General features: G+C 71.3%; 16 protein-coding genes. 9 read left to right on the forward strand and 7 right to left on the reverse strand.

Annotated features, from left to right (window positions below; genetic code table 11):
• Nucleotides 1-98 precede the first annotated feature (98 nt).
• The 3 genes from ABZZ20_RS20450 (at nucleotide 99) to ABZZ20_RS20460 (ending at nucleotide 3395) form a co-directional block, all read left to right on the forward strand.
• Nucleotides 99-2021, forward strand: coding sequence for an ABC transporter ATP-binding protein (locus tag ABZZ20_RS20450; RefSeq protein WP_356871425.1), 1923 nt, complete (start codon nucleotides 99-101; stop codon nucleotides 2019-2021).
• Between the two features lie 59 nt (nucleotides 2022-2080).
• On the forward strand, nucleotides 2081-2464 hold the full coding sequence (locus ABZZ20_RS20455) for a VOC family protein (RefSeq protein ID WP_356871427.1): 384 nt from the start codon (nucleotides 2081-2083) through the stop codon (nucleotides 2462-2464).
• 70 nt (nucleotides 2465-2534) lie between these two features.
• Nucleotides 2535-3395, forward strand: a complete 861-nt coding sequence (locus ABZZ20_RS20460; RefSeq protein WP_356871429.1) for an NAD(P)-dependent oxidoreductase — start codon at nucleotides 2535-2537, stop codon at nucleotides 3393-3395.
• A 289-nt stretch (nucleotides 3396-3684) separates the two neighbouring features.
• Here ABZZ20_RS20460 and ABZZ20_RS20465 read toward each other — a convergent pair whose 3' ends face one another.
• The gene (locus tag ABZZ20_RS20465; RefSeq protein ID WP_356871431.1) at nucleotides 3685-4821 is read right to left on the reverse strand and encodes a hypothetical protein; all 1137 of its coding nucleotides are present in this window, start codon (nucleotides 4819-4821) and stop codon (nucleotides 3685-3687) included.
• A gap of 927 nt (nucleotides 4822-5748) precedes the next feature.
• Between ABZZ20_RS20465 and ABZZ20_RS20470 the strand changes: the two genes are divergently transcribed.
• Nucleotides 5749-7203, forward strand: coding sequence for an arylsulfotransferase family protein (locus ABZZ20_RS20470; protein ID WP_356871433.1), 1455 nt, complete (start codon nucleotides 5749-5751; stop codon nucleotides 7201-7203).
• A gap of 305 nt (nucleotides 7204-7508) precedes the next feature.
• Here the strand turns inward: ABZZ20_RS20470 and ABZZ20_RS20475 are convergent, their stop codons facing one another.
• Complete coding sequence (locus tag ABZZ20_RS20475) at nucleotides 7509-8240, reverse strand: FCD domain-containing protein (RefSeq protein WP_356871435.1); 732 nt, start codon at nucleotides 8238-8240, stop codon at nucleotides 7509-7511.
• A gap of 164 nt (nucleotides 8241-8404) precedes the next feature.
• On the opposite strand from ABZZ20_RS20475, the gene ABZZ20_RS20480 reads away from it, so the two are divergent.
• Nucleotides 8405-8920 (forward strand): gluconokinase, encoded by a 516-nt coding sequence (locus ABZZ20_RS20480; protein WP_356871594.1) that lies wholly within the window; start codon nucleotides 8405-8407, stop codon nucleotides 8918-8920.
• 13 nt (nucleotides 8921-8933) lie between these two features.
• Nucleotides 8934-10331 carry a gluconate:H+ symporter gene (locus ABZZ20_RS20485; protein WP_356871437.1) on the forward strand — a complete coding sequence of 466 codons (1398 nt, stop codon included), beginning with the start codon at nucleotides 8934-8936 and terminating at the stop codon, nucleotides 10329-10331.
• Here ABZZ20_RS20485 and ABZZ20_RS20490 read toward each other — a convergent pair.
• From ABZZ20_RS20490 to ABZZ20_RS20510, 5 genes are all read right to left on the reverse strand, one after another.
• Nucleotides 10317-10556: a hypothetical protein gene (locus ABZZ20_RS20490; protein ID WP_356871439.1), complete on the reverse strand. Its 240-nt coding sequence runs from the start codon at nucleotides 10554-10556 to the stop codon at nucleotides 10317-10319. The two genes, ABZZ20_RS20485 and ABZZ20_RS20490, sit on opposite strands and share 15 nt — an antisense overlap.
• A complete protein-coding gene (locus tag ABZZ20_RS20495; protein ID WP_356871441.1) occupies nucleotides 10553-11356 on the reverse strand; it encodes a hypothetical protein in 804 nt (267 codons plus the stop codon). The genes ABZZ20_RS20490 and ABZZ20_RS20495 overlap by 4 nt, the downstream gene beginning before the upstream one ends.
• Before the next feature lie 41 nt (nucleotides 11357-11397).
• On the reverse strand, nucleotides 11398-12708 hold the full coding sequence (locus ABZZ20_RS20500; RefSeq protein ID WP_356871443.1) for a cytochrome P450: 1311 nt from the start codon (nucleotides 12706-12708) through the stop codon (nucleotides 11398-11400).
• Between the two features lie 195 nt (nucleotides 12709-12903).
• Complete coding sequence (locus tag ABZZ20_RS20505; RefSeq protein WP_356871445.1) at nucleotides 12904-13656, reverse strand: hypothetical protein; 753 nt, start codon at nucleotides 13654-13656, stop codon at nucleotides 12904-12906.
• 148 nt (nucleotides 13657-13804) lie between these two features.
• Nucleotides 13805-17368 carry a S8 family serine peptidase gene (locus ABZZ20_RS20510; protein WP_356871447.1) on the reverse strand — a complete coding sequence of 1188 codons (3564 nt, stop codon included), beginning with the start codon at nucleotides 17366-17368 and terminating at the stop codon, nucleotides 13805-13807.
• Nucleotides 17369-17529: 161 nt separating this feature from the next.
• On the opposite strand from ABZZ20_RS20510, the gene ABZZ20_RS20515 reads away from it, so the two are divergent.
• The 3 genes from ABZZ20_RS20515 (at nucleotide 17530) to ABZZ20_RS20525 (ending at nucleotide 21668) form a co-directional block, all read left to right on the forward strand.
• Nucleotides 17530-19035, forward strand: a complete 1506-nt coding sequence (locus tag ABZZ20_RS20515; protein WP_356871449.1) for an MFS transporter — start codon at nucleotides 17530-17532, stop codon at nucleotides 19033-19035.
• Nucleotides 19036-19378: 343 nt separating this feature from the next.
• Entirely contained in the window at nucleotides 19379-19909 is a 531-nt protein-coding gene (locus ABZZ20_RS20520; RefSeq protein WP_356871451.1) for a DUF6629 family protein, read from the forward strand.
• Nucleotides 19910-20000: 91 nt separating this feature from the next.
• On the forward strand, nucleotides 20001-21668 hold the full coding sequence (locus ABZZ20_RS20525; protein WP_356871453.1) for a GMC oxidoreductase: 1668 nt from the start codon (nucleotides 20001-20003) through the stop codon (nucleotides 21666-21668).
• Nucleotides 21669-21770: the final 102 nt, after the last annotated feature.

Below are 21770 nucleotides of genomic sequence, written 5' to 3' on the forward strand. Positions count from 1 at the left end.
CACGAGGGGTGCGAATGTCCCTCGTACGGGCGGGAGTTCGGTACCGATCCGGCCAAGACATTGACCTCAACTTTAGTTGAGGTCGTACGGTTCCTGCCATGGACATGGAAGTCACCGCTTGGACATCGCTGCACAGCGCGATGAACGCCCAGCAGGACCGGCGCCCGCTCTCGCGGGCCGGCGTCCGCCGGGTCGCCGCCTTCGCCCGACCGCACCGCCGCGGGCTCGTACTGTTCCTGCTGCTCAGCGTGGTGACCGCGCTGCTCGCGGTGGCCACCCCGGTGCTCGCGAGCCGGATCGTCACCGCCATCGTGGACGGCCGGGACAGCGCTGCGGTCACCCGACTGGCCCTCCTCATCGCACTGATCGCGATCACGGAAGCGGGGCTCGGGCTGCTCACCCGCAAGTTGTCGGCCACCCTCGGGGAGGGGCTGATCCTGGACTTGCGGACGGCCGTCTTCGACCACGTGCAGCGGATGCCGGTGGCCTTCTTCACCCGGACCCGGACCGGCGCCCTGGTCAGCCGGCTCAACAACGACGTCATCGGCGCCCAGCGGGCGTTCAGCAACACCCTGTCGGGTGTCGTCGCCAATACGGTGACCCTGCTGCTGACGCTGGCCGTGATGCTGAGCATCTCCTGGCAGATCACCCTGCTGGCCCTGGTCCTCCTCCCGGTGTTCGTGCTGCCGGCGCGCCGGATGGGAGCCCGGATGGCCGCCATGCAGCGCGAGGCCTCGGCACTGAACGCGGCCATGGGCACGCAGATGACGGAGCGTTTCTCCGCCCCGGGTGCCACCCTCGTCAAACTCTTCGGGCGGCCCGCCGACGAGTCCGCCGAGTTCGCGGCCCGCGCGGCGCGCGTACGGGACATCGGAATCCGTACGGCAATGGCCCAGTCGGCCTTCATCACCGCGCTCACCCTGGTCTCGGCCCTCGCCCTCGCGCTCGTCTACGGACTCGGCGGCTACTACGCCCTGCGCGGGACCCTGGACGCCGGGAACGTCGTCGCCCTCGCCCTGCTCCTGACCCGGCTCTACGCCCCGCTGACCGCCCTCGCCGGCGCCCGCGTCGAGGTGATGAGCGCCATGGTCAGCTTCGAGCGGGTCTTCGAGATCCTCGACCTGAAGCCGCTCATCGCACAGAAGCCGGACGCCCGCCGGGTTCCGGACGGGCCGGTGGCGGTGGAGTTCGACCGGGTCTCCTTCGGCTACCCCTCCCCCGACAAGGTCTCGCTGGCCTCGCTGGAGGAAGTGGCGACCCTCGATGCCCGGGGCGGCACGCAGGTCCTGCACGAGGTCTCGTTCCGCGCCGAGCCCGGGCAGATGATCGCCCTGGTCGGCTCCTCCGGCGCCGGCAAGTCGACCATCGCGCAGTTGCTCCCGCGGCTGTACGACGCCGATGCGGGCGCCGTCCGCCTCGGCGGGGTCGACGTACGGGACCTCACGGCCGACTCGATCCGCGAGACGCTCGGCATGGTCACCCAGGACGGGCACCTCTTCCACGAGTCGGTGCGGTCGAACCTGCTGCTGGCCCGGCCGGAGGCGGGCGAGGAGGAGATCTGGGAGGCCCTGCGCCGCTCCCGGCTGGACGGGCTGGTCGCCTCCCTGCCGGACGGCCTGGACACGGTCGTCGGCGAGCGCGGCTACCGCCTCTCGGGCGGCGAGCGGCAGCGGCTGACCATCGCGCGGCTGCTGCTGGCCCGGCAGCGGGTGGTGATCCTGGACGAGGCGACGGCGCACCTGGACTCCACCTCGGAGGCGGCGGTGCAGGAGGCCCTGGGCGAGGCCCTGGCGGGCCGGACCGCCGTGGTGATCGCGCACCGGCTGTCGACCGTACAGGCGGCCGACCTGATCCTGGTGGTCGAGGACGGCCGGATCGTGGAGCGCGGTACGCACACCGAGCTGCTGGCGGCGGGCGGACGGTACGAGGAGTTGTACCGGACCCAGTTCGCAGCGCACGACGGCTCGGCCGGGACCCCGGCCGACGCCTCGGGCGGCGCGGTACCGGCCGTGGGCGCATGATGCCGGAAGGCCCCCGTGCGTCGGGGCCGCTGCCGACCGTGGAGCACGTGGAGCAATCGATGGACATCAAGCTGGAGCTGGTCGCCGTCCCCGTCACCGACGTCGACCGGGCCAAGGCCTTCTACGAGCGGATCGGCTTCCATGCCGACCACGACGTCACGGTGAGCGAGGACATCCGCTTCGTTCAGCTGACGCCGCCGGGGTCCGCGTGCTCGATCGCGCTGGGCAAGGGCCTCACCCGGATGGCCCCGGGGTCGCTCGACAACATGCAGGTCGTCGTCGCCGACATCGAGGAGGCGTACGAAGACCTGCGCGGCCGCGGCATCGAGGTGACGGAGGTCCAGGACATGCCCTGGGGCTCGTTCGTCTACTTCTCCGACCCCGACGGCAACGGCTGGGCGGTCCAGCAGACGACGCCGCGCACGCCGACCACCGGAAACTGACCGGACCGTCGGACGGACGGTCGGACGGACGGACGGACGGGCTGGACGTTTCCGGAAGGGGAGTGACGCCGTGGGCACCGTCGCACTGTTGGGCACCGGGATCATGGGCTCGGGGATGGCCCGGAACCTCCTGCGGGCCGGCCTCGGACTGCGGGTGTGGAACCGTACCCGGGAGAAGGCCGAGCCGCTGGCCGCCGAGGGTGCGCTCGTCGCGGACAGCCCGGCCGAGGCGGTCGCCGGGGCCGATGTGGTCCTGACCGTGTTGACGGACGGCGCTGCCGTGGCGCAGGCGATGGCCGCTGCCGCACCGGGGCTGCGCGCGGGCCAGGTGTGGGCGCAGATGAGCACGGTCGGCGTGGTCGCGCTCCAGGAGCTGGCCGGTTTCGCGCGGGACCACGGGCTGGTCTTCGTTGACGCCCCGGTGCAGGGGACCCGGCAGCCCGCGGAGGCCGGGACGCTGGTGGTACTGGCCGCCGGACCGGCCGATCCGCGGCTGGACCCGGTGTTCGCGGCGGTGGGCGCCAAGACGCTCCGGGCCGGGGAGGAGGCGGGGGCGGCAACCCGCCTGAAGCTGACCACGGTCGGATACGCGATCACCATGACGGCGGCGGTCGGCGAGGCCCTCGCCCTGGCGGAGGGCCTCGGGGTGGACCCGGAGCTGTTCGCGCAGGCGTTGACCGGCGGGCCGATGGACAACCCGTACCTCCAGGCGAAGATGAAGGCCGTGCTGGAACGGGACTTCGCCCCCAGCTTCACGGTGCACAGCGCCGAGAAGGACACCGCCCTGATTGCCGAGGCGGCGGACCGGGCGGGCGTGGCGGTCGACCTGGCCCGGGCCACCGCAGCCCGGCTCCACCGCGCCGCGGCGCGGGGCCACGGCGCGCAGGACATGGCCGCCGCCTACTTCGCCGGCCTTCCGGATGGCTCTTAGAGAGGGTCAGCCGAGGTACGGACTGTCCACGGGCTATGCCCCCTGCTCGACCGACGCCCAGGACCTCACTGACCAGCGGGAGATCCTGATCGGCCTCGGCGTCCCCGAAGGCCGGATCTACCTCGACCGCGGACTGACCGGTACCTATTGCAACCACCCCGGACTGGACCAGGCTCCGGCCTCCGGCGCGCTGGCGACACGCTCGTGGTGCCCAAGCTCGACCGCCTCGCCCGCTCTGTGCCCGACGCCCGCGACATCAGCGACTCCCAAACCTGGGCCCGGCTCGTCATCACCCCAGCGCGAAGAGTTGTTTCAGGCGGGCCTGGAGCAGCGGCTGGCTGACGACGGGGACGTCATAGTGGCCTGCCCCTTGCAGGACCGAGAGGTTGATGTCGTTTCCGTTGGTCAGCATCTTGTTGACGACGTTGTAGGTGACGTTGTTGGGGCTGGTGATGTCATCCGTCCCATACAGCCACAGGACCGAGCCCGGAAGGGTCGAGCTTTCGAGCTTGCCCTGGTTCTGTCCGAAGAATCGTCTGATCTCCGGAAGCGAGTTGGGGCTGTCTCCGCGAACCCCCGGATAGGTGTTCAGGCGGTGGGACGCAGAGGCGCTGAGATAGCTTTGGATGTCTTTCCTGACGGCGGCATTCAGGTCGTCGATGCAGGCCTGCCAGTCCTGACGGTAGAACCGGAGCATGTTTGGGCCGTAGACCTGTCTCGGGTCGACGTCGTAGCCCGCGTAGCGTTCGGTCTTCGTGAAGTAGATGGTTTCCGCGTTGGCGAAGACCAGCTGGCTGATCTGGTGATCCGTCGGGGGGAGCCCGGACTGAGAGGCGTTGTTGATGTCCTGCCACAGGATCTTGTTCATGGCGGGAACGTCCGGCACGGGGGCGAGGGTAATGGTGCCCCGGTACTCCAGGGCGGGGTCCGCCTTGGTGGCCGAGGCGGAGTAGTAGGCGGCGGCAAGCGCTGCAAAGCCGCCTTCCGACCATCCCGCCGGGGCCCACTGCCCGGACAGTCTGGCGCCGAGGTATCGCTGTGCGGCGACCGCGGCATAGATCATGGAGTAGCCCTCGCTGGGCAGGTCGTAGTAGCCGTGCCCCGTTCTGACGCCCGCGGACGGCGGCCCCAGCCCCTCGTAGTCCGGCGCGACCACGGCGATGCCCATCTCCAGGACGGACGCCAGCAGTGCGGAGTTCGGGCCGTCAGCCCACTTGCCGTGTTCCTGGAGTTGCACGCTGGGGGCGCAGTGCCGTGCCCATCCGGTGGTTCCGTGTCCCCACACGAGAAGCGGCCAGCCCTTAGCCGGAGGTGCCTTCTTGGGAGTGAACAGCATGGCCGTCGCATTGATCTGCTTCCCATGCATCCCTGGCATGCGGTAGACGATCAATTCGCCGTTGGCCACGGTGGAGATGTCCCGGGGCACGTTACGCAGAGAGGTGGGAGTACCCACCACGTCGCCGTTTCCTGCGCCACCGGACGGGACGCCTGGGCCTTCCGAGGGAGCGACGAACCCACTGATGAGGAGCGCGGTCAGCAGCGCAGCCGCGCACGCTCTACCCCCGTGGAAGAGCGACCTCCGGCGAAATCCCCGCCCTTCCGGCCCCTTCGAGCGACCGGCGCGGGGGGACCTCCCTGGCGGAGAAATGCGTCTGGCTGCGTCGGTCATACCTGCTACTCCGCTTTCCGTATTCTCTCCACACGATGCCTGCTGCAACGCGCCGAAGCGTTCCAGTCCGCAAGCTCAAAACGGCGAGGCCACGTGCCCATCAGTTAGTGAACGTATACGGCAAGAGGGGCCCGCGCTTGCCGAGGGCCGGTTCGGTGCGGCATTCGGGTTGCTGTGCCGGATCTGGTGTCGGCGTCGCCGAGGAATCGCCTGTCGGTTCCTCCGTTGGTGCTGTCCTATGCCACCCGGGTGAGTTCGTGCCTGCCGAATGGCCTACTTGAGTGGCTTTAGGCCGACGCAGAGGCCCCTTGCTGCTTTACCGTCACCCGAGGGACAACTCCCGATCTTCGCCATTCCGGGTCGGAGGGGTGAACCGGACAGAGGGTTCGAAGGCTTTACACCGTCACCGGAGAAGGGGGTGCCCGGATGTCCAGGAGATCGGTAATGGCGACGCGAGAGCTGCGGGTTCGCCGGACACAAAGCAGGACCCGCCGTACTGCCGGGGCCTGCCTGCTCGTCGCGGGGTGTGTCATCGCAAGCTGCGTGCCCTCGGCCTCAGCGAGCCCGCAAGGGGGTGCCCGCCTGTGCGCGACGGAGCCCTTCCCCCCATCGGAAAGTACTCCGCCCCCGATCCTGTCGGGCAGCGATGTGTGGAGTTTCGTCTCCGATCCGGCCCTTCACCCCATGCGGGTGAAGGTGACCGCGAACAAACCGGGGACGGCTCGCGGAGACATCTTCGTCGCCCCGTTCAGCGCGGACCAGATGGTCGGCCAGACCGGAGCACTGATCAACGACAACTCCGGCGATCCGGTCTGGTTCCGCCCACTGCCCTCCACGAACCTCCAGAACGCCGACTTCAAGGTCCAGACCTATTACGACGGCCGCAGCGACCGGGGACAACCGGTGCTGACCTGGTGGCAGGGCACCCTCGCGCTTCCCCCGGCTTATACGAACCTGCCGGCCGGTGCGCCCGAACAGGGCGGGTGCTACTACATCTACGACAGGCACTACCGCCTGCTCAAGACTGTCTTCGCGCATCACGGCTACTACCCGGACGAGCACGAATTCACCCTGACCCGCAGGGGCACCGCGCTGTTCATCGCATCCAAGCCCGTGCCCATGGATCTCACCCCCTACGGAGGCCCGAAGAACGGGGCCATCGAGAACAGCGAAATCCAGGAGGTCGACCTCGCCACGGGCAGACTCCTCTTCTCATGGAACGCACTGGATCACCTCGACCTCGCGGATTCCGAGGAGCCGGTCTCCAGTGCGTCGTCGTCCGACGGGGTCTGGGATGCCTTTCACATCAACTCCATCGACGAGGGCCCTGACGGCCGACTGCTGATCTCGGCCCGGAACATGTGGGCGATCTACGACGTCACCAAGAGAACCGGGAGGATCCGCTATCAGATCGGAGGAAAGAAGAGCGACTTCACCTTCGGCCCGAACGCGGACTTCTACTGGCAGCACGATGCCCGATTTCGGCCGGGAAACCGGATCAGTATGTTCGACGACGGCTGCTGCGACCTGCCCGACGGCGCTCCCGAACAGGTGTCGCACGGCCTGATCCTCAACCTCGACTTCCGTAGCCGGAAGGCGACCGTGGACAGGACCTACTACCACGAGCCGCCGCTGGAGTCACCGACCCAGGGAAACACTCAGGCCCTTTCCAACGGCAACAAATTCATCGGATGGGGCCAGAGCCCGTACTACTCGGAGTACGCGGGTGCGGGGAACACCCAGGGCAACGGCTTGCAGAACCTGCTCTACGACGCGAAGCTGCCGGGCTCCAACATCTCGTACCGAGCGTTCCGGAACGAATGGATCGGCACGCCGTACTACCCACCGAATGCCGCGGCACGGTCCGACGACGGACACAGCGTCGTCTACGCCTCCTGGAACGGCTCGACGCAGACCAGAGCATGGCGGGTTCTCGCCGGAACCGACCCCCACTCCCTGTCGGTCGTTGTCAGACGCGCCCCACGCTCCGGATTCGAGACAGCCATCACCACGAACAACCCCGGACCGTACTTCCAGGTAAAGGCGCTCAATGCGCAGGGCCAGGTCCTTGGGACCTCCCACGTCGTGACCCTATCCAGCCGACAGTCGACGAGGGACACCAGGCCAGCAACGCGATGAGTTTGCCCGCCTCGTAGTCCCGCAGCTCCGCCGCGCCCAAAGCGCCAGCCTCGGCCGCGAAATCGACAATCTTCCCCGGGACGGTCCCTTCCAGCCACGCGTCGGTGTCCCCGAGACCGTCGACCCACTGGAAGTGCTTCTGCGCGTCTCGGTGACGGAGCACCAGGTCCCGCGGGTGCTCGCGCCGTCGGGTCGTGAGGGGCGGGCAGAGGGGCGTAGGAGGTGGCGGTCCCTGACCCGGAGGACTTCACCGCCCGGCCGGCCCTAAGGAACCCGCGGGTCCGGACCGACGGCAGGCCCGTCGGTCAAGGGGAGGCGGGCTGCGTCGTGTTTTCGGTCGGCGCGAGGACGGCGAGCTCCTCCAGGGCGCCCACCGCGATCTGTCGGGTCAGTGCCTCTGCACGGGCCGCATCGCCTTCCCGTACGGCTTCGGCGACCTGGACGTGGAGGGTGACCGCGGCCGGGTCGGGGTCGTGGAACATCACCGCGTGCTGGGTTCGGCCGGTGAGCACCTCGGCGACGACGTCGCCGAGGCGCGCGAACATCTCGTTGCCGGAGGCGTTCAGCACGATCCGGTGGAACGCGACGTCGTGGTGCAAGTAGCCGTCGAGCTGGTGGCCGCGCGAGGTGCGGACCATGCCGAGGGCGGCCTCCGTGAGCGCGGCGCACTGGTCGGGGGTGGCCCGGGCGGCGGCGAGACCGGCCGCGACCGGTTCGATCGCGGAGCGCAGCACGGTCAGGGAACGCAACTGGCGGGGGCGGTCGGTGCCGGCGAGGCGCCAGCGGATCACCCGTGGGTCGTAGACGTTCCACTCTTCGGTGGGGCGCACGGTGACCCCGACCCGGCGGCGTGACTCGACCAGTTGCATGGATTCCAGGACGCGGACGACCTCCCGGACCACGGTGCGCGAGGCGTCGAAGCGCTCGGCGATCTCATCGGTGCGCAGGACGCTCCCCGGAGGGTGCTCCCCCGCGGTGATCGCCAGGCCGAGGGTGTCCAGCACGTGGGAGTGGAGCCCCTGGCCTTCAGTCGTCATGCCGTAAGCGTACGGCGGCCCCTCAACAAGCAAAAGATGTGATGTTTCACGCCGCACCCCTTGAATAAGTATTACTTAATGCGCTTCAGTGAGGGCGCACGAACCGACGTCAGAACAGGACAGCGAGGTACGAGGTGAGCGGCACCCAGCGCGTGTTGGTGGTGATGGGCGTGGCCGGCACGGGCAAGACGACCGTGGGCAGGCTGCTCGCGGACGCACTCGGCCTTCCGTACGTGGAGGGCGACGCGTTCCACCCGCCGGCCAACGTCGCCAAGATGTCCGCCGGCATTCCGCTGGACGACGCCGACCGCAGGCCCTGGCTGGACGCCATCGGCGCGTGGCTCGGTGCCCGGCCCGCGGACCGGGGCTCGGTGGTGGCCTCCTCGGCACTCAAACGCGCCTACCGCGACCGGCTGCGAACGTCCGCACCCGATGCCGTGTTCGTGCACCTGACCGGCGAACGCCCGCTGATCGAGCGGCGGATGGCGGCCCGCACGGGCCACTTCATGCCCACCACCCTGCTGGATTCCCAGTTCGCCACCCTGGAGCCGCTCCAGGAGGACGAACTCGGCGTCGCCGTCGACGTGTCCGGATCGCCCGAGGAGATCACCGAACGGGCCCTGGCCGCGCTGACGACGCTGCCGGCGGACCACCGGCCCACTCCCCCTCACGAAAGCTAAGGAACTTCCCACCGTGACAGATCTCAGCGTCGAGATGCTGGCAGCGGCCGTCCCCGCTCCGATCACCTCGGCCGGGAACGCCCAGCTGGGCGTGGCCGTCCTCGCGGGCATCGCCGTCATCGTCCTGCTCATCACCCGCCTCAAGCTGCATGCCTTCCTGGCACTGACGGTCGGCTCGCTCGCCCTCGGCGCCTGCGCGGGCGCCCCGTTGGACAAGACCGTGGCCAGCTTCACCACCGGGCTGGGCGCCACGGTCGCCGGGGTCGGCGTCCTCATCGCGCTCGGCGCGGTCCTCGGCCGGCTCCTGGCGGACTCGGGCGGCGCGGACGAGATCGTGGACACCATCCTCGCCAAGGCCCAGGGCCGGGCCATGCCCTGGGCCATGGTGCTGATCGCCTCGGTGATCGGGCTGCCGCTCTTCTTCGAAGTCGGCATCGTGCTGCTGATACCCGTGGTGCTGCTCGTGGCCAAGCGCGGCAGCTACTCGCTCATGCGGATCGGCGTCCCTGCACTCGCCGGCCTGTCCGTGATGCACGGACTGATACCGCCGCACCCCGGTCCGCTCGTCGCGATCGATGCACTGCACGCGAACCTGGGGATCACCCTCGCCCTCGGCGTGCTGGTCGCGATCCCGACCGTGGTCATCGCCGGGCCGCTGTTCTCCCGGTACGCGGCCCGGTGGGTGGACATCCCGGCGCCCGAACACGCGGTCCCGCAGCGGCCGACGACGGACTCCGGGCACCGCCCCCGGTTCGGGGCAACGGTGTTCACCGTCCTGCTGCCCGTGGCGCTGATGCTGATGAAGGCCCTGGTCGACATCGTGGTCGACGACCGGGAGAACGAGGTGCAGCGGGTCACCGACATCGCCGGCTCCCCGCTGATCGCACTGCTCGCGGCCGTGCTGGTGGGCATGTTCACCCTCGGCCGGGCGGCCGGGTTCACCCGGGCACGGCTCGCGACCACGGTGGAGAAGTCGCTGGCCCCGATCGCGGGCATCCTGCTGATCGTGGGGGCGGGCGGGGGCTTCAAGCAGACGCTGATCGACGCGGGCGTCGGCCAGATGATCCTGGAGCTGTCGACGGACTGGTCCGTTCCGACGCTGCTGCTGGCCTGGCTGATCGCCGTGGCGATCCGCCTCGCCACGGGCTCGGCAACGGTCGCAACGATCTCGGCGGCGGGTCTGGTGGCCCCGCTCGCCGCCGGCATGACGTCCACGGAGACGGCGCTGCTGGTGCTGGCGATCGGCGCCGGCTCGCTGTTCTTCAGCCACGTCAACGACGCCGGGTTCTGGCTGGTCAAGGAGTACTTCGGAATGACGGTCGGACAGACCCTCAAGACCTGGTCGGTGATGGAGACCATCATCTCGGTGTGCGGCCTGGGCTTCGTCCTGCTGCTCTCACTCCTGCTGTAGCTGCGCCGCGACCGCGGCGAGGCCGTCCGCGGCGGTGGCACAGCGGTCGGCCAGCGCGGCGACCTCGGCGCGGAAGGCGTCGGCCTGCGGCTCCCGCCCGTCCAGCAACTGGGCCGCCGCGCGCAGCCGGACCGCATGGGTGCGCAGGACGGCTGCGTGGCCGCACAGCCCGTCGGCCGGGTCCGACCGTTGCGGACGCAGCCACGGCCGGGGGGCGGGGTTCACCGGCTGCGCCAGGGCTGTACGAGGAGGAGACCCCCGGTGCCGACGAGGCCGATCGTGTGGGTGCAGCCCTTGTACGGGGTGGGCGGGGCGGCAGCCGGACTTCGGCCGCCCCCGTTGCGGTCCCGCTTTCGCTTCCCGGCCCGGTTGCGTTCCCCGTTCCGGTCCCGGCCGCAGAGGACCCGGACGGCGGCGCCGAGCCCCAGGAGCGGTGCGGGGGGCACGGCCCGACCGGTGGCCACCTGCCAGCCGGCATGGTCGTTGAAGGGGTTCACGTCGGTCAGGGCGTTCCACGCCAACAGGTCGGCGAAGGAGGGGGTCAGCAGGCCGAACGCCCGCTCGGCACCCTGGTCCCGCACGAGCCGGCGGAAGTCGCGGACGGCCGCGGCCTGCCGGTCCTCGTCCACGGCCCGCAGGATCGCCGCGCAGTCGGGGTCGTCCCTCAGCTCGGGACGGTCCGCACTCGCCGCCCGGATACGGGCCTTGAGGCCGCAGACGGCCAGGCTGACCGCGAGGCTCTCCCGGCCGGTGAGGACCCCGACGAACCAGCCGGCCCGGGCGACACCCCGACCACGGGGCGCCCAGCCCAGACCCGCGGGGTCGGTGAGGGTGCGCAGCAGGGTCCGCCAGGCGAGCCGCCGGCGGCCCAGGGCGGCGGCCGGGAGGCGGGCGCCGAGGGCCAGTTCGGAGGCGTGGCGGGCCGCTTCGCCGACTGCCTCGGCGGCCTCGGCGAGCTCGCGGCACAGGATGCCCAGCAGGTCGTCGTCCGGGTCGGTGGACGCGGAGGTCGCGGCGTCGGACATGGAATCCTCGCGGGATGTCGGTGGGGAGGGGTGGCGGGACGTCAGCGGCGGCTGAGGGTGAGCCGGATGCCGCGCGGGTCGAGCGCCACGGGGAGCGGGCCCGGCGGGTCGAGCACCGGCCGGGTGCCCGTGATGCGGCGGCGGCGCAGGACTTCGGCGCAGAGCGCGGTGGTGATCAGCAGGCTCAGCCCGTCGCCCGGGCAGCGGCCGGGGCCGTGGCCGAACGGGGCCATCCGGACGTCCTCGTCCGCGCCCGGGGTCTTCCAGCGCCCCGGTACGAAGACGTGGGCGGCCGGCACGTGGTCCGGGTCGCGCTGGTGAAAGTGGGCGGGCAACAGGACGGACGTGCCGGCCGGGTGGCGCACGCCCTGCCACTCGGTCTCGGTGCGGGTGACCCGGACCAGGTCGGGCACGACCGGATACAGCCGTAGGCACTCCCGTACGCACGCACGCAGCCGGGGCAGTTCCCCCGGGGGGCCGCCCCCGGCGGCCTCGGCGGCCACCGCGTCCTGCTCGGCAGGGTGGGCGCCGAGCAGGAGCAGGGTGCGCAGCAGGGTCGCGGGGATGGTGTCCACGGCCCGCAGCCAGTGCCGGGCCCGGGCCCGGGCGGCGGGGTCGGCGCACGCCGCGGCCGGGTCGCCGCGGTCCTTGCCGCGCCGGCGCAACCGGCGGAGCAGTCCGGTGAGTTCCTCGTCCCCCGCAGCCGCAGCCTCGCCCAGCACGATCTGCCGGGCGGCGCGGGCCACGGAGTGGCGGGCGCGGGCCAGGTCAAGGGTGGTGGCGGCGGTGAGGTGCCGGGCCTCCTCGGCCATGACGCTGCGGACCGTGGCGCAGGAGTGGTGCACCCGGTGGGTCTCGCCGGGCTCCGGCTGCGCGGGGGCGAGGACGTCGGCGGGTTCGGCGTAGAACTGCTGCAGGTCCTCACGGTCCAGCAGGACGAGGACGGCCCCGGACAGCCCGCGTACGAGGACGGGCGCTCCGCCGTGGCGTGCCCGCAGGACGCGCAGGGCCTCGGGGGAGAAGGCGGGTCGGGCTCCGCCGGGGCCGCGGGCGAGCAGGGGGAAGGGGAAGGAGGAAGGGAAGGGGAACGGAAGGGCCCGGGCGGCGACCGACCGGATGGACTCGGTCCGCCCGGCTCTCGCCGGCTGCCCGCGGGAGACGGCGGGCTGGGTCGTACCGGGGTCGGTCATGCCCGCACCGCCTCCCCGGGACCGCACCGTCGGGGTCCGCGCCGGAGCGCCGGCCCGACGGCCCGCGCCGTCTTCCGCCGGGGGCCGACGCCGTACGCGCCGGTGGCCGTGCCAGCCCGGGCGCCTGAGCGCGTCGAGGGCGGCCTCGTGAAGCGTGCGCATCCGTGTACCTCCGCGCGCAGCCGGAAACCAACGGTCGGTGACATCGAGCTCACCGTACGTCGGCCTCGGAACGAGCGCGCTCCGAGCGCCGCCCGGCACGTCCGGCCGCGGGCTCCGGGCCCGCCGTCGAGCGCGCGAACGGCCGAAGGGCGAGCCGGTCCCGGTCCGCGGAACACCACACGGGTGCGCCTGCGGTCAGCGGTGCGTCCGGGGACCTTCCGGCGCGAGGGGCGTCGGCGCGAAGGCCGCGTCGCGGAAGGTCGTGCGGAGGTGGCCCGGGGGGCGGGTCGGCAGGAGGACCGCCCAGCGGTGGAGACGGGGCGAGACCCAGACCGCCGCGGTTTCGCCATGGACCCAGGTGCCGTGGGGGGCTGGGTGCCAGAGCAGGCCGCGGGCGGGGGTCAGCTCTCCGGTGCGGATGCGGAGGGACTCGGTGATCCAGGCACGGGTGATTGGGTGCTCCGCCGGGGAGAGCAAATGGCTCAGGAAGCGGACGAGGTCGGCCGTGGGTGCGTACAGGGCGCCGTCGGTGAAGCCGGTGCCCGTCATGCCGAGGGGGCGCCAGATCCGGGTGGCGGCCAACTCGGCGAGGGTGCTGCCGGTGAGGTGTTCGGCGAGGCTGGCAAGTGCGGAGTGGGCCGTGGGACCGGCGCAGTGGGTGAGCAGGTGGTGCGTCGTGGTGCCGATCGGGGTGCCGGCCGCCGCCTCGGCCCCGTACGTCGTGAGCGGGGTGTGCAGGTGCAGGGCTTCCTCGGCGACGAGGCTTCCGATCACCGGCCAGAGCGCGAGCACCGCCGTCACGTCACCGACGTCGAGGGCGGGGCCGTCGCCCGATCCGGCGTGGGCCCCGTCGGGTCCCCCGACCGCCCAGACCGCGTCCGGGTCCGCGGACCGCAGCACGGCCCGGATCCGGTCGGTCAGGTCGTACCGGTCGCTCTGCAGCGTCATGGTCCCCCACGCTATCCGTCAACGGACCGCCCTCCCGGGTGCGCCGCCCTCGATCCGGCGCCGGCCACCCGAATGGCACGGGCCGGGGCAGGGCGCCCGACGGGCACCCTGCCCCGAACCAATGGACTCGCTGGACCCAGTGGATCCGCTAGTTCTTGTCGGGCCGGTCCGTGACACGCAGGCTGTTCAGCAAGGGCTTGCCGAAGCCGCTGTGCGTGACGAAGCGGACGTTGAGCACTCCGTCGGTGACCGTGACCGTGTAGGTCCGCGTCAGGGCCTCGTAGGTGCCCGCCTCCAGCGAGATGTCCAGCGAGGGCAGGACCTGAGTGCCCTCGGCCAGGACGTCGAAGACGCGCTTGTTCGGTTTCGTCGAGGACAGCTCCGCGAAGCCGAGCTCCACCGTGTACGTACCGTTCGGAACGTTGTCGAAGCGGTACTCGTACATGCCCTCACGCGCGTTGCGGAACAGCTTCTGGTCAGCCGTGCCGGCGATCGTGCGGCCGGTGGACCGTACCGAGGAGCTTCCCCGGTAGCCGTACGAGCCGGCCGCATACGCGCGGTCCGGGGACCAGCTGTCCCCCAGGGCGTCCGTGGCGGCGTAGTCGGAGCCCGCGTCCAGGGCCACCTGGTAGCGCGGCACCACGACCTTGACCGCAACGCTCAGCACCGGCGCGCGGCCACTGGCCGAGGTGATCTTCAGATCGGCCGTCAGGACCGTCCCGGCGGCCAGGCCCGTGGTGTCCACGGCCAGGGTCACCGCGGTCCTGCCTCCCGTCGGGAGGTTCCCCGTGCCCGGCGTGGCCGTCAGCCATCCCGCGTCCTCGGACACCGTGAAGTCCGTGCCGAGGCCCGGGTTGGTGAGGTCGAGGATGCGGGTCCGCTTCTGGTCCGCGGGGACGACGACCTCCACCGCCGGCTTGGAGGCGGTGACCCGGCCCGTGCGCAGGGCCTGCGTCACCGTCGTGACCTCTGCCGCCTTGACGTCCACGGTCACCGCCGCGGATTCGTACGCCGGGGCGGCGAGGGACACCGCCCGCGCACCGGCCGGACTCTGGACGACGTACCCGCCGTCCGCCGCGGTGATCGCCGACACCGCCGTGTCGCCGGTGCCGACGGTCACCGTGGCTCCCGCCACGCCGTTGCCGTCGTTCGCGTCGAGTACCCGGCCCGCGACGACACCGCTCTTGGTGGTCCGGAAGGAGAGCGACAGGCCGTCCGTGATGACCGCGGTGTTGAAGGAGTACGCGAAGGCGTCCGTACCCGTCGCGTTCTCCACGCCCACCGTGGCCGTGGAGCCGCCCTTGATGCCGGTGCCTCCCGTGCCCTTGTACGTGTAGGCCACGGTGCCGTCCTCGCCGATCGCCGCCGAGAACGAGAACGTGTCGCTCTGCGCCGACCAGTGGGAGACCTCGCGCCACTCGATCACGTACTGCCGGTGCGGGGCGTTGCCGGTCACCGCGGTGAAGACTCCCGAGCCACTGCCGGCCGCGCCGACGACCAGGTCGTCCCAGAACGGGTACAGCGCCGCATTGGGCGTGCCCGTGCTCGGGATGTCCCCGTTGACGTCACCGGTGTGGTTGCCGCCGAAGCTGACCGTGCCGTTCGTCCCGATCCAGGCCTGGCCGTACGTCCTGCCGTACAGCGGGACCGGGAAGGGGAGCTCGACGCGTTCGGTGGTGTTGTCCCCGGTCAGGGCGAGTTTCCGGTCCCCCGCCGCGTACGGGCGGCCGCCCGTGGTGGAGCAGGCGTAGCCGTAGCCGTCCGTGCGTTCGGGCAGGGTGATCGCCACCGTGGTGTCACCGGCGACGGTGGCCCGGGCGCTGCCTGCGGTGACGCAGCGGGAGGAGTGGGTGGCCCGTACCTCGTAGCTGCCGTGCGGCAGGGTGACCTCGAAGTGGCCCTGGGCGTCGGCGGTCGCGGTCACCGGGGTGTCCGTGACGGTGACGGTGGCGCCCGCGGCGGGGCCGGCGGCCGAGGCGACGGTGCCGGTGAGCGTGCCGGAGGGAGCCTGGGTGAGGGTGAAGTCGCCCGTGCCGGTGGTGTTCTCGGCCACCGTCGCCGTCGCGGTCTCCCGGCCGTAGCCGAACTTCGAGGCCGTCAGGGTGTAGGCGCCCACCGACAGGGACCGGAAGGCGTAGGTGCCGTCGGCCGCGGTGGTCGTCGTACGTGCGATCGGTCCGGCGGCGGTGACCTTGGCGCCCGCGACCGGTGCGCCGCCGGAGCGAACGGTGCCGGCGAGTGCGCCGATCGCACCGCGCGGGGCGCCGGAGACGGCGGCGAAGGCGTCGAGCTTGCCCTCGCCGAAGACGTTGTTGTCGGCGGCGCTGCCACCGCACTGTCCGTTGTCGGTGTCCTGGGCGGTGCCGTTCAGGAGCTGCTCGGTCTGCGTGACGTCGCCTTCGAGGGCGGGTGCGGCGGACCAGAGGAGGGCGACGGTGGCCGCGGTGTGCGGTGAGGCCATGGAGGTGCCGGAGAAGGCTTCGTATCCGCCGCCGGGGACCGAGGAGCGGACGTTCACTCCGGGGGCCGCGATGTTCGGTTTGACGATGCCGCCGGGACCCGCACCGCGCGAGGAGAACGGTGCGATGGCGCCGTTGATGTCGAAGGCGCCGGAACTGTAGGAGCTCGCGTAGTCGCCGGGCGAGCCGCTGGTGGCGCAGCCGGGGCCGGCGTTCCCGTTGGAGAAGGCGGGGAAGATGCCGGCGGCCCGCCAGGCGTCGACGATCTGCTGGTACCAGTCGTCGTGGGTCGCGCTGCCCCAGGAGTTGTTCACGACGTGCGGGGCGAGGTCAGGGCGCGGGTTCTGGCCGTTCAGGTCGGTGGGGGCGACGATCCACTGGCCGGCAGCCAGGAGGGAGGCCTCGGAGCAGGAGTTGGTCTCGCACCCCTTGGCGGCGATCCACTTGGCTCCGGGGGCCACACCGATCTTGTTGGCGCCGCCGTCGTCGCCGACCATGGTGCCCATCGTGTGGGTGCCGTGGTCGTTGTTGTCGCAGGGGGCCGCGGTGGGGCAGACGCCGGCCGGGTCGAACCAGTTGTAGGCGTGGTCGTACGACCCGTTGGCGTTCTTGCCGCGGTACTGGTCGTTCACGGCCGGGTGCGTGTAGTCGACGCCGCTGTCGATGTTGGCGACGACGATCCCCTCACCGCGCACGCCGAGCCGGTCCCACACCTGAGGAGCCTTGATCTGGTCGACGTTCCACTCGACGGCAGCGGCAGCGGTCTTCTCCCGGTGGCCCTCGGCGGGTTCGGGGAGGGTGACCTTGTCGTCGGCGTCGATCCGAGAGACCTCGGGGCGCTGCGCGAGGGTGCCGGCGAGCTTCGCGCTGCCGACGACGCGGACGGCATTGACGATCCAGTACGAGGTGTACTCGGCCTTGGCTCCGTCCAGTGCCTTGATCAGCTCGGCCTGGCTGCGCGCTGCGTTCTCCTTCTTGGCCCGCAGAACCGTTTCTGCTTTGGCGGCGCGGGTCGGCTGCCCGCCCGCGGCGGTGAGGTCGGCAGCGCTGTCCAGGTACACCCAGAAGACGGCCTTGGCCGAGTCGTCGAGCTGGGCGCGGAGCTTCGGCTCGATCTTGCGCTCGGCCGCGCCGGGGGTGGGGCCGGGTTCCGGCGCAGCCGCCGCGACGCCCGCGCCGATGGGCAGCAGCAGGGCGGTGGTGAGGGCGGCGAGCGCCGCGCGTAAGGATCGTCGTCCGTTGCGTTGGGCCACGTGTGGTCTCCTCGTACGCCGTGTGCAGGTTGGGCGGGAAGGGCGTGCGTGACGTGCGCGGTCATGGTGAAGGAGGCGTCATGCCCATTACAAGAGGGCCTAATGAGCCGTATCCTGCGCGCCCGGTGGCCCTCCCCGGCCGGACGGGCCAGCCTGAAGGCATGACCGATCCAGCGCCCGGGGCACCGGCGAACGGTCCGGCCGCGCCCGACGTCGCGCTCGCGTCCGCCCGGGGCCGGTGGATCCTGCTCGCCACCGTGCTCGGGTCGACCATGGCCCTGCTCGACTCCACCGTCGTCAACGTCGCGCTCCCCCACATCGGGGAGGACCTCGACACCGATCTGGCCGCGCTCCAGTGGACCGTCAACGCGTACCTGCTGACCCTCGCCGGTCTGATCCTGGTCGGCGGCGCGCTCGGCGACCGGTACGGGCGGCGGCGGATCTTCGTACTCGGCGTGATGTGGTTCGCGGTCGGCTCGCTGCTGTGCGGCATCGCCCCGAACGCCGGGGTCCTGGTGGCCGCACGGGCCCTTCAGGGCGTCGGCGGGGCACTGCTGACGCCCGGTTCACTCGCGCTGATCCAGGGCTCGATCGCCGCCGAGGACCGGGGTCGGGCCATCGGACTGTGGTCGGGGTTCGGCGGAGTGGGCGCGGCCGTGGGACCGTTCCTGGGCGGCTGGCTGGTGGACGGACCCGGCTGGCGCTGGATCTTCCTGCTGAACGTGCCGGTGGCCGCGCTGTGCGTACCCGTCGCGCTGCGCCACGTACCGGAATCGCGCGACCCGCAGGCGCACGGGCGGTTCGACGTGCTCGGCGCCGCACTGGGGGCGGTGGCCCTCGCCCTGCTGACGTTCGCCCTGATCGAGGCCCGGTCCGGGTCCCCGCTGGTGATCGCTGCGGCGGTCGGCGGCCTCCTGCTGTCCGCCCTCTTCGTGTACGTCGAACGACGCCGGGCCGATCCGATGGTGCCGCCCGACATCTTCGCCTCCCGACAGTTCACCGCCGTCAACCTGGTCACCCTGTGCGTGTACGCGGCGTTCGGCGGGTTCTTCTTCCTCGTCGTGCTCCAGCTCCAGGTGGTCTGCGGATACTCGGCGCTGGCGGCCGGGGCCGCGCTGCTGCCCACCACCACGCTGATGCTGCTGCTGTCGGCCCGGTCGGGGGCCCTCGGCGAGCGGATCGGGCCGCGCATCCCGCTCACGGTGGGGCCGCTGCTGTGCGCGGCCGGGGTGCTGCTGATGCTGCGCGTGGGCCCGCAGGCCTCGTACGTACGGGACGTCCTGCCGGCGCTGATCGTGATGGGCATGGGCATGGTGACCCTGGTGGCCCCGCTCACAGCGACCGTACTGTCCTCGGTGGACCCGGGCCGGGCGGGCCTCGCCAGCGGCATCAACAACGCGGCCGCACGGGCGGCCGGACTGCTGGCGGTGGCGGCGCTGCCGCTGCTCTCCGGGATGGGACCGGAGGCGTACCGCTCGGCGTCCGAGTTCGACTCCGCCTTCGGGCGGGCCATGCTGTGGTGTGCAGCGGTGCTGGTACTCGGCGCCGTCGTGGCCTGGGCAACCGTACGCACCCCCGTGGCGGGGGCGTGCCACCCACAGTGCCGTACGTACTGCGCGACGACCTCCCCGCCGCTCGAACCGCCGACGACGACGGCACAACAGTGAGCGGTGCGGGCGGGCCGGCGGGCTGCGCCGCGCGCTCGCGCGCCCGGTGCTGTGACCGGAAGGTTCACCGGCCCGCGGCGCCCGGCACGGCACGGCACGGCACGGCACCAGCCTGGTAGCCGCAGCCCCAGCCGCGCCCCCGGAGTCCACAGGCCCGCCGGTCCGGCGATGCCGATGCCGGTGCCGTTCTGCCTCCGCGGTCGCCGCGCGGAGGTACGGATTCCGCCCGTACGGTGGGAGGGGGCCGTCCGCGGAGCGACCCGTCCGACGTCCCGGCCCCTACGCCGCATGCGAGGCCGGGCAGGCACCGGCCCCCACATGCCCGGGTAGGCGACACGGAACCATGCGCTGGAACGCCACGGCCGATCTGACGGCGGGTGCAGTCATTACCACCGTCGGGGTCGTGTGCGTGGCGCGCGTGCGCCGACCCCGCGATCTGCCCGTCGCCGCGGTGCCGTTGCTGCTGGGCGCCCACCAGCTGGTGGAGGCCGCCGTCTGGAACGCGGGCGGCGGCAGCGGCCCGGCCACCACGGCGTGGGCGGTGATCGCCCTGCCGGTGCTCCCGGTCGCGACCCGCCCGGTGACCGCCGAGATCCGGGGGCACACCCTCGGTTACGGCGTGAATGTTCCGTGGATGCCGCTGGTGCTCGCCGGTTATCTGTTCGCCACGCTCGGCGCCCTGCTGCTCGCCGGAGACCGGCGGCTGCGGCTGCGGCTGCGGCTGCTCGGCGTGGTGCTCGGCGCCGGGGCATTGGCCTGCTCAGCGCCGTGGCGGCTGGAATTCGCTTCGACCCGGTGCACCTTCGCCGCGGTTGCGTGCCTGCTGGTCCCGGGTTGGGTCCGACGCCGCGGCGCGGGCGTCGCTGCGGTGTGACCGGCCGAAAGTTTTCTGGACGTATGTAGTGACTTCGTATGCGCATGGCAGTAGAACTCGTTCCCATTCCATTGAGAGTGAGGAACATCACATGGGCGACAAAGCCCTGAACGGAAACGGATCCAAGGGGATCTCCCGCCGTGGATTCATAGCAGGAACAAGTTCTATTCTGGGAGCTGCTGCCCTCGCAGGCCAGATCACTCCGGACCAGGCTCTGGCCCAGGCGCAGGCGGCCAGCCCGACCCTGTCGGCCGCGGGCCCGATCGACAACGGTGCACACGTGCCCGCCCTGGTCGTCGGCACCGGCTACGGAGGGTCCGTCGCCGCCTTGCGCCTCGCCCAGGCCGGCGTGGACGTCCACATGATCGAGATGGGCATGGCCTGGGACACTCCGGGCCCGGACGGCAAGATCTTCTGCCACACGACCAGTCCGGACCAGCGCTCCTACTGGCTGCGCACCAGGACCAAGCAGCCCCTGAGCAACTTCCTCGGCTTCCCGCTCGACAAGGACATCCCCCGCTACACCGGGATCCTGGATGCCGAGGAGATGGGCGGCATCCTCGTGTACCAGGGCCGCGGTGTCGGCGGCGGCTCGCTGGTGAACGGCGGCATGGCGGTCACCCCGAAGCGCGCGAACTTCGGCGCCGTCCTCCCCTCGGTGAACGCTGACGAGATGTACGACACCTACTACCCGCGTGCCAATGCGGGGCTGGGCGTCGGCCTGGTCGACCCGGCCTGGTTCGACGCGGTCGACTGCTACCAGTTCGCCCGCGTCGGCCGCAAGCACGCCCAGCGCTCCGGCTTCCCCTTCGTCTTCGTCCCCGACGTGTACGACTGGGACTACATGAAGCAGGAGGCTGCCGGAACCGTCCCCAAGTCCGCGGTCGCCGGGGAGATCCTCTACGGCAACAACTACGGCAAGAAGTCACTGCAGAAGACCTACCTCGCCCAGGCCGGGGCCACCGGCAGGGTCACCATCTCCCCGCTACACAAGGTCACTTCCGTCTCCCCCGCGCCGGGCGGCGGCTACACCGTCGTCATCGACCAGATCAGCACCACCGGCGAGACCACCGCCACCAAGACCGTGGTCGCTGACAGGGTGTTCTTCGCGGCCGGCAGCGTGGGCACCAGCAAGCTGCTCGTGAAGTTGAAGGCCACCGGCGCGCTGCCCGCCCTGAACAACGAGATCGGCAAGGGTTGGGGCGAGAACGGCAACGTCATGTGCGGCCGGGCCAACCACATGTGGGACCCGACGGGCAAGATCCAGGCGGCGATCCCCTGCGGGGGCATCGACAACTGGGACGCGGGCGGCGCGTTCGCCGAGGTGGCGCCACTACCGACCGGGATCGAGACGTACGCCTCCTTCTACCTGTCGATCACCAAGAACCCGAACCGCGCCGAGTTCACGTACAACGCCGCCTCGGGCGCGGTCGAGCTGAACTGGCAGACGGCGTGGAAGCAGCCGTCCATCGACATGGCCAGGACCATCTTCGACAAGATCAACTCAAAGGAGGGGACGATCTACCGGACCGACCTCTTCGGCACCAACAAGATCTGGGGCGACCACCTCACGTACCACCCGCTCGGCGGTGCGGTCCTGAACAGGGCCACCGACAACTACGGGCGCCTGCACGGCTACACCGGTCTGTACGTGATCGACGGCGCGCTGATCCCCGGCAACACCAGCGTCAACCCGTTCGTCACGATCACGGCGCTCGCGGAGCGCAACATCGAGAAGATCATCGCCACCGACCTGTAGGTGACAGGCACCGAGACCGGGGCCGCCCGTCGGAACGTACCGACCGGCCCCGGCCCCCTTGGCGCGCCTGACGCCCGACCCGCCCGACCCGCTTGACGCCCC

It is taken from the genome of Streptomyces sp. NPDC006430 (assembly GCF_040612395.1).
Lineage (GTDB): Bacteria > Actinomycetota > Actinomycetes > Streptomycetales > Streptomycetaceae > Streptomyces.

Coding starts and splice junctions, on each gene's coding strand:
- ABZZ20_RS20450 (WP_356871425.1), top strand. CDS start 99: ATGGACATGGAAGTCACCGCTTGGACATCGCTGCACAGCGCGATGAAC.
- ABZZ20_RS20500 (WP_356871443.1), bottom strand. CDS start 12,708: ATGCGCACGCTTCACGAGGCCGCCCTCGACGCGCTCAGGCGCCCGGGC.
- ABZZ20_RS20520 (WP_356871451.1), top strand. CDS start 19,379: ATGCGCTGGAACGCCACGGCCGATCTGACGGCGGGTGCAGTCATTACC.
- ABZZ20_RS20455 (WP_356871427.1), top strand. CDS start 2,081: ATGGACATCAAGCTGGAGCTGGTCGCCGTCCCCGTCACCGACGTCGAC.
- ABZZ20_RS20475 (WP_356871435.1), bottom strand. CDS start 8,240: ATGACGACTGAAGGCCAGGGGCTCCACTCCCACGTGCTGGACACCCTC.
- ABZZ20_RS20480 (WP_356871594.1), top strand. CDS start 8,405: ATGGGCGTGGCCGGCACGGGCAAGACGACCGTGGGCAGGCTGCTCGCG.
- ABZZ20_RS20515 (WP_356871449.1), top strand. CDS start 17,530: ATGACCGATCCAGCGCCCGGGGCACCGGCGAACGGTCCGGCCGCGCCC.
- ABZZ20_RS20505 (WP_356871445.1), bottom strand. CDS start 13,656: ATGACGCTGCAGAGCGACCGGTACGACCTGACCGACCGGATCCGGGCC.
- ABZZ20_RS20470 (WP_356871433.1), top strand. CDS start 5,749: ATGCGGGTGAAGGTGACCGCGAACAAACCGGGGACGGCTCGCGGAGAC.
- ABZZ20_RS20495 (WP_356871441.1), bottom strand. CDS start 11,356: ATGTCCGACGCCGCGACCTCCGCGTCCACCGACCCGGACGACGACCTG.
- ABZZ20_RS20525 (WP_356871453.1), top strand. CDS start 20,001: ATGGGCGACAAAGCCCTGAACGGAAACGGATCCAAGGGGATCTCCCGC.